The sequence below is a fragment of the Comamonas sp. MYb21 genome (genome assembly GCF_037479395.1).
Taxonomy (GTDB): domain Bacteria; phylum Pseudomonadota; class Gammaproteobacteria; order Burkholderiales; family Burkholderiaceae_C; genus Comamonas.
Window position 1 is genome coordinate 209,533 of record NZ_JBBGZC010000008.1, and the last position, 12,419, is coordinate 221,951.

11 protein-coding genes are annotated in these 12,419 nt (G+C 62.1%); 2 read left to right on the forward strand and 9 right to left on the reverse strand.

Annotation, left to right across the window (positions count from 1 at the left end):
- Nucleotides 1–98 precede the first annotated feature (98 nt).
- The 3 genes from folP to WH367_RS13705 all read right to left on the reverse strand — a co-directional run bounded on the left by folP (nt 99) and on the right by WH367_RS13705 (nt 3,810).
- Complete coding sequence (folP, locus tag WH367_RS13695; protein WP_445228114.1) at nt 99–956, reverse strand: dihydropteroate synthase; 858 nt, start codon at nt 954–956, stop codon at nt 99–101.
- A gap of 66 nt (nt 957–1,022) precedes the next feature.
- Nucleotides 1,023–2,945 (reverse strand): ATP-dependent zinc metalloprotease FtsH, encoded by a 1,923-nt coding sequence (gene ftsH / locus WH367_RS13700; protein WP_021026580.1) that lies wholly within the window; start codon nt 2,943–2,945, stop codon nt 1,023–1,025.
- A 196-nt stretch (nt 2,946–3,141) separates the two neighbouring features.
- Nucleotides 3,142–3,810, reverse strand: coding sequence for an RlmE family RNA methyltransferase (locus tag WH367_RS13705; protein WP_021026579.1), 669 nt, complete (start codon nt 3,808–3,810; stop codon nt 3,142–3,144).
- 32 nt (nt 3,811–3,842) lie between these two features.
- Here WH367_RS13705 and WH367_RS13710 point away from each other — a divergent pair, with 32 nt between their 5' ends.
- Together WH367_RS13710 and WH367_RS13715 are read left to right on the forward strand one after the other, a co-directional pair.
- On the forward strand, nt 3,843–4,316 hold the full coding sequence (locus WH367_RS13710; protein ID WP_021026578.1) for a YhbY family RNA-binding protein: 474 nt from the start codon (nt 3,843–3,845) through the stop codon (nt 4,314–4,316).
- A gap of 25 nt (nt 4,317–4,341) precedes the next feature.
- Entirely contained in the window at nt 4,342–5,061 is a 720-nt protein-coding gene (locus tag WH367_RS13715) for a hypothetical protein (RefSeq protein WP_021026577.1), read from the forward strand.
- A gap of 87 nt (nt 5,062–5,148) precedes the next feature.
- Here the strand turns inward: WH367_RS13715 and WH367_RS13720 are convergent, their stop codons facing one another.
- From WH367_RS13720 to carA, 6 genes are all read right to left on the reverse strand, one after another.
- A complete protein-coding gene (locus WH367_RS13720; RefSeq protein ID WP_339536540.1) occupies nt 5,149–6,033 on the reverse strand; it encodes a Kdo hydroxylase family protein in 885 nt (294 codons plus the stop codon).
- Nucleotides 6,034–6,079: 46 nt separating this feature from the next.
- Nucleotides 6,080–6,499, reverse strand: coding sequence for a DUF4149 domain-containing protein (locus tag WH367_RS13725; protein ID WP_021026575.1), 420 nt, complete (start codon nt 6,497–6,499; stop codon nt 6,080–6,082).
- 30 nt (nt 6,500–6,529) lie between these two features.
- Nucleotides 6,530–7,006, reverse strand: coding sequence for a transcription elongation factor GreA (greA, locus tag WH367_RS13730; RefSeq protein WP_027010824.1), 477 nt, complete (start codon nt 7,004–7,006; stop codon nt 6,530–6,532).
- Nucleotides 7,007–7,189: 183 nt separating this feature from the next.
- On the reverse strand, nt 7,190–10,438 hold the full coding sequence (gene carB / locus WH367_RS13735; protein ID WP_339536541.1) for a carbamoyl-phosphate synthase large subunit: 3,249 nt from the start codon (nt 10,436–10,438) through the stop codon (nt 7,190–7,192).
- 65 nt (nt 10,439–10,503) lie between these two features.
- Nucleotides 10,504–10,863: a hypothetical protein gene (locus WH367_RS13740; RefSeq protein ID WP_027010823.1), complete on the reverse strand. Its 360-nt coding sequence runs from the start codon at nt 10,861–10,863 to the stop codon at nt 10,504–10,506.
- A gap of 61 nt (nt 10,864–10,924) precedes the next feature.
- Nucleotides 10,925–12,112, reverse strand: coding sequence for a glutamine-hydrolyzing carbamoyl-phosphate synthase small subunit (gene carA / locus WH367_RS13745; RefSeq protein WP_021026571.1), 1,188 nt, complete (start codon nt 12,110–12,112; stop codon nt 10,925–10,927).
- Nucleotides 12,113–12,419: the final 307 nt, after the last annotated feature.

Sequence of the window (12,419 nt, forward strand, 5' to 3'; positions counted from 1 at the left end):
CTTGTTGGGGGCCTGAGAGAAAGTGAAAAAGCGCCATCGGTGGTGTATGGCGCAGTAGCAGTGTAGCGCCTGACCAACGATGCCAGGCGCAAACCGCGTCAGCCTTGGGTATCCAAAGATTGCGGGGCGCGCATCGCCTGCAGCACGGCCAGCGCATCGCAGGTCTCGCGCACATCGTGCACGCGCACAATGGCCGCGCCATGCTCTACCGACAGCAGGGCCGCCGCAATGCTGGCGGGCATGCGCTCGGCCACCACCCGCCCTGTCACCTTGCCCAGCGAGCCCTTGCGCGACCAGCCCGCCAGCAGCGGGTAGCCGGCCGCAGCCAGCCGGGGCTGCTGCTGCAGCAGCGCAAAGTTCTGGCCCGGGCTTTTGCCAAAGCCAGTGCCGGCATCCCAGACGATGCGTTCGGTCTGCACACCCAGCGCCTCCAGGCTGCGGGTATGGGTCTGCAAAAAGTCCAGCACCTCGGCCGCCACGTCGCCCCGAGCGGCCATGTGCTCCTGGTGCATGGTCTGCGGATCGGCATGCATGTGCATCAGGCAGACGCCGCATTGCGGGTGGGCCGCCACCACCGCCTGCGCGCCTGGCTGGCGCAACGCCCAGATGTCGTTGATGATGTCCGCGCCCAGATCCAGCACCGCCTGCATCACCTCGGGCTTGTAGGTATCGACCGAGATCGGCACCTGCAAGGCCACCGCAGCCTTGACCACCGGCAGCACCCGGCGCAACTCTTCGTCCAGCGGCACCGCAGGGCTGCCCGGGCGGGTGGATTCGCCACCAATGTCCAGGATATGCGCGCCATCGGCCAGCAGCTTTTCCGCATGGATCATCGCGGCCGAGACGCCCTCGTGGCTGCCGCCGTCCGAGAACGAGTCCGGCGTGACATTGACGATGCCCATCACTTGCGGCGCAGTCAGGTCAATACGAAAGCGGGTGGTTTGCCAGTGGCGCATCAGAGGTGTCCTTTAAAAATAAGAAAAGCGCTCGGGCAGAGCGCTTTTCGCCAGGGTCTGTCGTGATCAGACCGGGGTGTGTGCCGGCTCCGTCACCACGGTGGGGCTGCCGCCTGCGCCGCCGTCATTGCTGCTCGACGGTGGGTTGCGTGGCGTCCAGTCCTTGGGCGGGCGCGGTGCCTTGCCCGCCATGATGTCGTCCAGCTGCTCGGCATCGATGGTTTCCCACTCCAGCATGGCCTTGGCCATCGCATGCATCTTGTCGCTGTGCTCTTCGATCAGGCGGCGTGCCAGACCATATTGCTCATCGATGATGCGGCGCACTTCGGCGTCCACCTTCTGCATGGTCTCTTCGCTGATGTTGCTGGGCTTGCTCATCGAGCGGCCCAGGAAGGGCTCGCCTTCCTGCTCGGCGTAGACCATCGGGCCCAGCGCATCGGTCATGCCGTAGCGGGTCACCATGTCGCGCGCCAGCTGGGTGGCCTTGTTGAAGTCGTCCGATGCACCCGTGGTCATCTGGTTCATGAACACTTCTTCAGCAATCCGGCCGCCAAACAGCATCGCGATACGGCTCAGTGCCCATTCCTTGTCGTAACCGTAGCGGTCCTTCTCGGGCAGCGTGAAGGTCACGCCCAGCGCACGGCCACGCGGCACGATGGTGACCTTGTGCACCGGGTCGCACTTGGGCAGCAGCTTGCCGATCAGCGCGTGGCCGGCTTCGTGGTAGGCGGTGTTCTTCAGCTCTTCGGGGTCCATCACCGCAGACTTGCGCTCGGGGCCCATGAAGATCTTGTCCTTGGCCTTTTCGAAGTCCTGCATCTCCACGGTGCGCGCATTGCGGCGTGCGGCCATCAGCGCAGCTTCGTTGCAGAGGTTGGCCAGATCGGCACCGGACATGCCGGGCGTGCCACGGGCGATGATGTTGGGGTTCACATCCTGGCCCACCGGGATCTTGCGCATGTGCACATTCAGGATCTGTTCGCGGCCACGCACATCGGGCAGGGTCACGTAGACCTGGCGGTCAAAACGGCCTGGGCGCAGCAAGGCGGCATCGAGAATGTCGGGGCGGTTGGTGGCAGCCACCACGATCACGCCCATATTGGTCTCGAAACCGTCCATCTCGACCAGCATCTGGTTCAGGGTCTGCTCGCGCTCGTCGTTGCCACCGCCCATGCCGGCGCCACGCTGGCGGCCGACGGCGTCGATTTCGTCGATGAAGATGATGCAAGGCGCATTCTTCTTGGCGTTCTCGAACATGTCGCGCACGCGGGCCGCGCCCACGCCGACAAACATTTCGACGAAGTCCGAACCCGAGATCGAGAAGAACGGCACCTTGGCTTCGCCGGCAATGGACTTGGCCAGCAAGGTCTTACCGGTACCGGGAGGGCCGACCAGCAGCAGACCACGGGGAATGCGGCCGCCGAGCTTTTGGAACTTGTTGGGGTCTTTGAGGAAGTCGACGACTTCCTTGACTTCTTCCTTGGCCTCGTCACAACCGGCCACATCGGCAAAGGTGACGCTGTTGTTGTTTTCGTCGAGCATGCGCGCCTTGGACTTGCCAAAGCTGAACGCACCGCCCTTGCCTCCGCCTTGCATCTGGCGCATGAAGTAGACCCAGACGCCGATCAGCAGCAGCATCGGGCCCCAGCTGATCAGCAGGCTCATCAGCAGGGAGCCTTCCTCGCGCTCCTTCACGTCAAACTTGACGTTGTTGTTGATCAGGTCGCCAATCAGGCCACGGTCCATGTAGGTCGCCGTGGTCTGGAGCTTGCGATCGTCGCCCGTGGTCGCCGTGATCACCGTGCCGGCAGGGCTTTCCTGCAGGGTCGCAGTCTTGATGCGGCCATTGCGGACATCTTGCAAAAACTCGGAATACGGGATCTTGTTCGCGCTGGCGCCTGCACGGTTGTCCAATTGCTTGAACACGGTGAACAGCACCATGGCAATGACAAGCCATACGGCGATCTTAGAAAACCACTGATTGTTCAAGGGGGCTCCAGTAGTAGGAAATCGGGAAAGACACAGAATCTGTTATGTCAGATATGCACTATTTTAGGACTTTCAAGGGTCAATGCTTGCGCTTTCCCCTTGGTGGCACGCAGGATTGCTCAGTAAAGCCTATTGTCTCAGTGTTTCAGCGTCTTCTGTGCATGCCGCACTAAAGCAGGCAGTTTGCCAAGGGTGCTCAGCGCTGCGCCTCGGGCTTGAGGCGCATGCCGATCAAATAGGTTTCCGAGGATTTATCGCGCGAGGCCTTGGGTTTGTAAGGCTTGACCACCTGGAAGGTCTGCCTGAACAAATCCACCAGTTGCGAGTAACCACTGCCGTGGAACAGCTTGACCACCAAGGTGCCCTCGGGCTTCATGTGCTGGCAGGTAAAGTCCACGGCCAGCTCGATCAGATGCGAAATACGGGCGGCATCCACGTTCTCCACCCCCGACAGGTTGGGCGCCATGTCCGAGATCACCACATCGACGCGGCGCTTGGCCAAGGTTTTCTCCAGCTGGTCCAGCACTTCCTGCTCGCGGAAATCGCCCAGGATGAAGTCCACGCCCTCGATGGGCTCCATCGGCAGCATATCCAGCCCGATGATGGCGCCATTGAGCTCGCCCACCGCAGCGCCCTCGGGCGAGAGGCGGCGGCGCACATACTGGCTCCAGGCGCCAGGCGTGGAGCCCAGATCGACCACCACATCGCCCGGCCGGATCAGCTTGAAATGCTCATCGATTTCCTTGAGCTTGTAGACCGCACGGGCGCGGTAGCCGTCTTTTTGCGCGGCCCGCACATAGGGGTCGTTGATGTGCTGATTGAGCCAAGTCTTGTTGACCTTCTTGGTTTTAGTACTTACTTTCATGTTTTCTTCCCGGAGCCCCGATAATACGGGCTATGCCCCAAATACAACTCACTCCCGCCCAACGTCGCGAGCACCGCGCCGAAGCCCACCACCTCGACCCCGTGGTTCTGATTGGCGGTGACGGCTTGACCGAAGCCGTCGAAAAAGAGGTCGACCTGGCCCTGAATGCCCATGGCCTGATCAAAATCCGTGTTTTCTCCGATGACCGCGCCAACCGCGAAGCCATCTTCCTGAAGCTGACCGACTCGCTCAATGCAGCGCCTATCCAGCACATCGGCAAGCTGCTGGTCCTGTGGCGCCCGATGCCCGAGAAGGAAAAGCAACTCGACGAAGACCGCAAGGCCGGTCCGCGCGAAGTCAAGGTGCTCAAGTTCAGCAAGAACGTCTGGCAAAAGCCCGAAGTCAAGCAGATCCGCATCCTGGGTAACCAGCGCCTGACGGCCGGCGGCCAGGTCAAGCGCGCCAAGCCCAAGCAAAAGTCGATCAAAAAGCAGCAGGGCAGCTAGTGTGACCGATCGCCACATCCTTTGCATGAAATGGGGTACCAAATATGGCCCCGACTATGTCAATCGGCTGTACGCCATGGTTCGCCGCCATCTGAGTGGCGATTTTCGCTTTGTCTGCCTGACCGACGACACGCAAGGGATTCGCAGCGAAGTGGAATGCCACCCGATTCCGGACCTGAACATCCATCTGGCCCCCGGCCAGCGGGATGGCGCCTGGAAAAAGCTCACCACCTTCGAGCAGGACCTGTATGGTCTGCAAGGCCAGGCGCTATTCCTGGACCTGGATGTGGTGATCGTCGGCAGCATCGATGAGTTCTTCACCCTGCCGGGTGAATTTCGCATCATCCATGACTACCCGCGTTTTTGGCGCTTTGGCGAGCGCATTGTCGGCAACTCCTCGGTCTACCGCTTCACCTTGGGCGCCCATGCCGATGTGCTGGCCAACTTCCGTGCCAACACCGAGCAGCTGCGCGCCCAGTACCGCAATGAGCAGGAGTACCTGTCGCATTTTCTGCACCAGCAGGGCAAGCTCGATTACTGGCCGGCTGCCTGGTGCCCGAGCTTCAAGTACTACTGCATCCCCACCTGGCCGAGCAACTACTGGAAGGAGCCGGTGCCGCCCGCCGATGCGCGCATCGTCATCTTCCACGGTGAGGTCAACCCGCCCGACGCGCTGCAAGGCCTGCGCAACAAGCGCTTCCACCATATCCAGCCGGCCCGCTGGATTGAAAAGGCCTGGGGCTAAGCCGCCCTGCGCATAAAAAACCAAAGGCGTTGATCCCTGCGATCAACGCCTTTTTTGTGGCCCGCAGCGGGCTTTGGCGCAGCAGGTTTAGCGCTGGTCAGCTGCCACCAGCGCATGGCCCTGCATGCGCGTCAAGATCGCCAGCGGGCTTGCATCGGGGTTGTATTCCTTGCCCGGGGGCAGGAAGAAAGTCTGCTCCAGCATGTACTGGCCCGACATCACCGCATGCACCGCCTGGTCCGAAAAGCAGACCCAGCTGGAGCCGGCAGCAAAGGGCACGGTCTCCTGCGGCGCATTGCGCTGGTAGTCCATGTCGCCCTTCATGCCATCGTGCAGCTGCAGCATCAGGTGGTCGTATTCGCTGCGAAGCGACTTGGTCACATGCAGCATCGCCAAGACCTTGGCCTGCCAGGCCACATAGGGCTTGGCGCGTGGCAAGAACTTGCGCGCCACATCCTCGAAAGGCTCACCCACACGCCAGACCCGGGGCTGGCCATCGGGATTGACATTGCTGAACACGCGCAGGATGCGCTCGCCGTAGTTGGGCCGCGAGGGAAAGGCGTCGACATGCATGCGCTTGTCGTCGGCACGCCAGGACTGGGCACGGGTCTCGACCTGTGAGGGCCGGTAGCTCGTGGGCGCCATGCGCACCAGCGGCATGTAGTCGGGGAACAGACCGGCAATCAGCGCGGTGGCCTGCGCGCGAAAACGCGTGACCATGGCCGCCACGGCAGCCTGCGTGGCGGCATCACCGGCCACGCCCTTGATGCTGCCATCCACATTCAGGCTGATGTTGCGCGACTTGGGGTCGCGCACATCGGGGCGCAGCAGCGTCTTTTCCTGCTCGGAGAGCGCAAACGCGAGTTGGGGGAAATACAGCACCTTGCCCGATTCAACGGCGGCCGTCCATTCCGGACGGCCCGGTGTGTTGCGCCAGTCATTGGCGTCGATGGAAACGATGGGAGATTGCATGGCCCGCCCAGTGTAGCGCGGCGGCGGGCGATTGCCTTGGGCCAGATCAAGCCCGTGGTGCGGGTGCGGATGTCCGCCACAGCACAAGGGCCGCGCACAGCCACTGCAGCGCATACAGCAAGGTGCCCAGGCCGTGCCAGAGCTTGAGGTTCTCGCGCTGCACGATCTTGGGCGAGATGCCGTACTGCACGACCAGCGCCATCAGCATGCCGGCCAGCACAAAGCCCAGTGCCGCGCGCGCCCAGGGCTCGATGGTGTTGCTGGCCTTGTCCTTGGCCAGCACCAGCAGCACCAGGCCGCAGGCCAGCGACACCCAGGTCTGCGCTGCAAACAGCTTGGCGGCCATGAAGCCCGCCATCGATGCCTGCGGCAGGTTGGCAAACAGCATCGGCACGGCCATGAAGCCGATGGCCGACAGGCTGCCCCACCACAGGGCGGCTGCGAAAACGGGCAGACGGTTTTTCATCGCGGGCTCGGTGCGCAGTGGCCGATGGCTTTAGAGATAGCGCACGGCCACGACTTCGTAGCGGCGCTCGCCACCGGGGGCCTGCACAACGGCGGTGTCGCCCTCTTCCTTGCCGATCAGCGCACGGGCAATCGGGCTGGAGACATTGATCAGGCCCTGCTTGAGGTCGGCCTCGTCTTCGCCGACGATCTGGTAGGTCACCGGATCGCCGCTGTCCTCATCGGCCAGGTCCACGGTCGCACCAAACACCACCTTGCCGCCCGCGTCGAGCTGCGAGGGGTCGATGATCTGGGCGGCCGACAGCTTGGCCTCCACTTCCTGGATACGGCCTTCGATAAAGCCTTGGCGGTCTTTGGCCGCATCGTATTCGGCGTTTTCGCTCAGATCGCCATGCGAGCGAGCTTCCGCAATGGCCGCGATGACGCCGGGACGATCCACGGTCTTGAGGCGTTGCAGCTCTTCTTTGAGCTTTTCTGCACCGCGCTTGGTAATGGGGATAGTGGCCATCTCGGTCTCCACAAACAGTCGCGATGCCAGCGCTGTGGCTGGCATCTGATAGACATCATCCGCCTGCTATGCGGCGGGGGTTCAAAAGCAAACCGCCGCGCTGGGGAGCGCGGCGGTTGCGAGGCAGTCTCTATTATGCCGATTTTTGAGCCTTGCAACAAAAATCGGCCAACGGCGATGCGATCAGTGCTGCAAGCTGGCGTGCAGCTCCTGCACCGAGTACACCTCCAGGTCATCCATGTTGCGCAGGCCTTCGACAGCGGCCTCGGCACCAAAGATGGTCGTGAAGGTGGTCACGCGGGCGAGCAAAGCGCTGGTGCGGATCGCACGCGAGTCGGCAATGGCGTTGCGGCGCTCTTCCACGGTGTTGATGACCATCGCAATTTCATTGTTCTTGATCATGTCCACGATGTGGGGGCGGCCCTCGGTCACCTTGTTGACCGTTTGCACCTCGATACCGGCATCGGCAATCGCAGCCGCAGTGCCACGGGTGGCGCAGAGCTGGAAGCCCATGCTCGCCAGCTCCTTGGCAATCTGCACGGCGCGTGGCTTGTCGGCGTTCTTCACGGTCAGGAACACCTTGCCCGAGCGGGGCAGCTTGGTGCCTGCACCCAGTTGGCTCTTGACATAGGCTTCGCCAAAGGTCTTGCCCACACCCATCACCTCACCGGTGGACTTCATCTCGGGGCCGAGGATGGTGTCCACACCGGGGAACTTGACAAACGGGAACACGGCTTCCTTGACGCTGAAGTACGGTGGCGTCACTTCCTGGGTGATGCCCTGCTCTTCGAGCGTGTCGCCCACCATGCAGCGTGCGGCCACCTTGGCCAGCTGGATGCCGGTGGCCTTGGAGACAAAAGGCACCGTGCGCGATGCACGAGGATTCACTTCCAGCACATAGATGATGTCCTTGCCGTCGCGCTCCTGGATCGCGAACTGCACATTCATCAGGCCCACCACGTTCAGGCCTTCGGCCATGGCCGCGGTTTGGCGCTTGATCTCGTCGACCGTCGCCTTGCTCAGGTAGTAAGGCGGCAGCGAGCAGGCCGAGTCACCGGAGTGCACGCCCGCTTGCTCGATGTGCTCCATCACGCCGCCGATGAACACCTTGCCGGTGCGGTCACGCACGCAGTCCACATCGCACTCGATGGCGTTGGACAGGAAGTGGTCCAGCAGCACGGGCGAGTCGTTGGAGACCTTGACCGCTTCACGCATGTAGCGCTCCAGATCACGCTCTTCGTGCACGATCTCCATCGCGCGGCCGCCCAGCACGTAGCTGGGACGCACCACCAGCGGGTAGCCCAGCTCGCGGGCGTGCTCCATCGCCTGCGCCTCGGTACGCGCGGTGGCGTTGGGCGGTTGGCGCAGGTTCAGCGTCTGCAGCATCTGCTGGAAACGCTCACGGTCTTCGGCCGCGTCGATCATGTCCGGCGTGGTGCCGACGATCGGCACACCGGCCTCTTCCAGCGCCAGCGCCAGCTTCAACGGGGTCTGGCCACCGTACTGCACGATCACGCCCACCGGCTTTTCAACGGCCACGATTTCCAGCACGTCTTCCAGAGTCACCGGCTCGAAGTACAGGCGGTCCGAGGTGTCGTAGTCGGTCGAGACGGTTTCGGGGTTGCAGTTGACCATGATGGTTTCATAACCATCTTCGCGCATCGCCAGCGCCGCGTGCACGCAGCAGTAGTCGAACTCGATACCCTGGCCAATGCGGTTGGGGCCGCCGCCGAGCACCATGATTTTTTTCTTGTCGCTGGGCTGGGCTTCGCACTCTTCGTCGTAGGTCGAGTACATATAGGCCGTGTTGGTCGAGAACTCGGCCGCGCAGGTATCGACGCGCTTGAACACGGGGCACACATTCAGCGCATGGCGCGCTTCGCGCACGGCCTTGTCGCTCGTGTGCAGCAGCTTGGCCAGGCGGCGGTCCGAAAAGCCCTTTTGCTTGAGGCTGCGCAGATCATCGGCCGACAGTGCGGCCAGCGCCTTGTCATCGCCCTGGGCTTCGGTGTGCTTGTCCAGTGCCAGTTCCAGCTTGACGATCTCTTCGATCTGCACCAGGAACCACTTGTCGATCTTGGTGATGTTGTGCACTTCATCGAGCGACCAGCCGGCGGCAAAGGCATCGCCCACATACCAGATGCGGTCGGGACCGGGCTCGCCCAGTTCCTTTTCCAGAATCTCGCGGTCCTGGGTCTTTTCGTTCATGCCGTCCACGCCCACTTCCAGGCCGCGCAGCGCTTTCTGGAACGACTCCTGGAAGGTACGACCCATGGCCATCACTTCACCCACGGACTTCATCTGCGTGGTCAGGCGGTTGTCGGCCGTCGGGAACTTCTCGAAGGCGAAACGCGGGATCTTGGTGACCACGTAGTCGATGGTCGGCTCGAACGACGCGGGGGTCTTGCCACCGGTGATGTCGTTCTTCAACTCGTCCAAGGTGAAGCCCACGGCCAGCTTGGCGGCGATCTTGGCAATCGGGAAACCCGTGGCCTTGGAGGCCAGTGCCGACGAACGCGAGACGCGAGGGTTCATCTCGATGACGACCATGCGGCCGTCCTTGGGGTTGATCGAGAACTGCACATTGGAGCCACCGGTGTCCACACCGATCTCGCGCAGCACGGCCAGCGAGGCATTGCGCAGGATCTGGTATTCCTTGTCGGTCAGGGTCTGGGCAGGGGCCACGGTGATCGAGTCACCGGTGTGCACGCCCATCGGGTCCAGGTTCTCGATCGAGCAGACGATGATGCAGTTGTCGGCGGTGTCGCGCACCACTTCCATCTCGTACTCTTTCCAGCCCAGCAGAGACTCTTCGATCAGCAGCTCGTTGGTGGGCGATGCCTCCAGACCGCGCTTGCAGATGACTTCGAACTCTTCGGGGTTGTAGGCAATGCCGCCGCCGGTGCCGCCCAGGGTGAAGCTGGGGCGGATCACGGTGGGGAAGCCCACCTGGCGCTGCACATCCCAGGCCTCTTCCATGCTGTGCGCAATGCCCGAGCGGGCCGAACCCAGCCCGATCTTGGTCATCGCGTCCTTGAACTTGAGACGGTCTTCGGCCTTGTCGATGGCTTCGGGCTTGGCGCCGATCAGCTCGACCTTGTACTTGTCGAGCACGCCGTTCTTCCACAGGTCCAGCGCGCAGTTCAGCGCGGTCTGGCCACCCATGGTTGGCAGGATGGCATCGGGGCGCTCCTTGGCGATGATCTTCTCGACCGTCTGCCAGGTGATGGGCTCGATATAGGTGACATCGGCTGTGGCCGGGTCGGTCATGATCGTCGCAGGGTTGCTGTTGATCAGGATGACCTTGTAGCCCTCCTCGCGCAGCGCCTTGCAGGCTTGCACGCCGGAGTAGTCGAATTCGCAGGCCTGGCCGATGATGATCGGGCCAGCGCCAATGATGAGAATGCTTTTGAGATCGGTGCGTTTAGACATGAGGCTCGCCTTGCAGTCGCGCGCGCTGGCTGGCTACCCTGGTAGGCAGCCGCCCAGCGCTGGGTTTATACGCGGTCGGTATCTAATTTGTTCAAAATGGCCAGGACACGGGCCTCGGGCAGGCTCTTTTGCATCAGCTGCAGCAGGCCATCCCCTTGCACCATGGGGCGCAGAACCTGCGCCTCGGCTTCGTAGAACTTGGCGTCCCACTCGGCCATCACCTGGTCGAATTCCTCGTCCGTCATGGTCTTGCACTTGGACACGATGGTCACCAGCGGCAAGGCCTTGTTGTCGAGGAACGATTTCTTGTAGGGCTTTTGCTGCCAGCGCGCCATGAACCATTCCTTGTGCTCGGCAGGCAAGGTCATGATGCGTTTGCTGATCGCTTTCTCTAAGGTGGCGACAGGAAAAGAAAACAGTTTCACGGCAGCAGATTCCTTGGGTTCATCGTGTGCAGGTTCGGGCGCGGGCAACAGGCGCTTGGCATCAGGCCTTCTTGTGCTCGCGCATCAGGTTCACAAAACGGTCGAACAGGTACGACACGTCATGCGGGCCTGGCGAGGCTTCGGGGTGGCCCTGGAAGCAGAAGGCCGGGCGGTCGGTGCGCTCCATGCCTTGCAAGGTGCCATCGAACAGGCTCACATGCGTGGCACGGGTGTTGGCCGGCAGGGTGTCCAGGTCCACGGCAAAGCCATGGTTCTGGCTGGTGATGCAGACGCGGCCCGAGTCCAGATCCTTGACCGGATGGTTGGCACCGTGGTGGCTGTTTTGCATCTTGAAGGTCTTGGCACCGCAGGCCAGCGCCATGATCTGGTGGCCCAGGCAGATACCAAAGGTCGGCACGCCACTGTCCATGATGGTGCGCGCAGCGTCGATCGCGTAGTCGCAGGGCTCCGGGTCGCCAGGGCCGTTGGACAGGAAGACGCCATCGGGCTGGTACTTGAGCACTTCGGCCGCAGGCGTCTGGGCGGGCACCACCGTCACGCGGCAGCCGCGCTCAGCCAGCATGCGCAGGATGTTCTTCTTGACGCCATAGTCATAGGCGACCACGTGGAAGGCATGGTCCTGCAGCTTGCCGTAGCCGGGCGTGCCATCGGCGCGCGCCAGTTGCCACTCGGTCTGCACCCATTCGTAGGACTGCGAGACGCTGACCACCTTGGCCAGGTCCAGACCCTTCATGCTGGGCGCGGCCTGGGCGGCGGCGATGGCTTCGTCGATGCGCGCCTGCGAGACCTGCTCGCCAGCAGCCAGACCGACGATGGCGCCGTTTTGCGCACCCTTGTCGCGCAGCAGGCGGGTGAGCTTGCGGGTATCGATGTTGGCGATGGAGACCGTCTTGCTGCGGACCAGGTATTCCGACAAGGTTTCCGTGCTTCGGAAATTGCTGGCCAGCAGGGGCAGATTCTTGATGATCAGGCCAGCAGCAAAGACTTTGTCGGACTCAATATCTTCCGCATTGATCCCGTAGTTACCGATGTGCGGATACGTGAGTGTCACGATCTGCTGGCAGTAGCTGGGGTCGGTGAGGATTTCCTGGTAACCGGTCATCGCGGTGTTGAACACCACTTCGCCGGTCGTGGTGCCTTGCGCACCGATTGAGTTGCCAATAAAGACCGTGCCGTCTGCGAGCGCCAGGATGGCGGGAGGAAACGCGCTCTGTTGAGACAAAAACACTGGGTTCTCCGGATGGTTACGGGTCGCCCGGAGTCTGTGGTGTCCCTGAGGATCACCGCGAAGACTGTGCTTATGAGAGATTGCTTTGAGTGCAGCCGGGCGACGTGATTACTTGAAAGCCACCCATTGTAGCGTGCAAGCTGCAATCTGAGTGGAGGCAGGGGATGATTTGAGGGTCAAATCGCTAAAAATTACACACTCTGCGCAGAAGTGCACCAACGCAGAGCGTAGTTGCAACAGCAAATTTACGCAATGCGCATACTCGTTATTACTGGCAGAGCCTACCCCAGTGCCCGCCGCAGCCGCA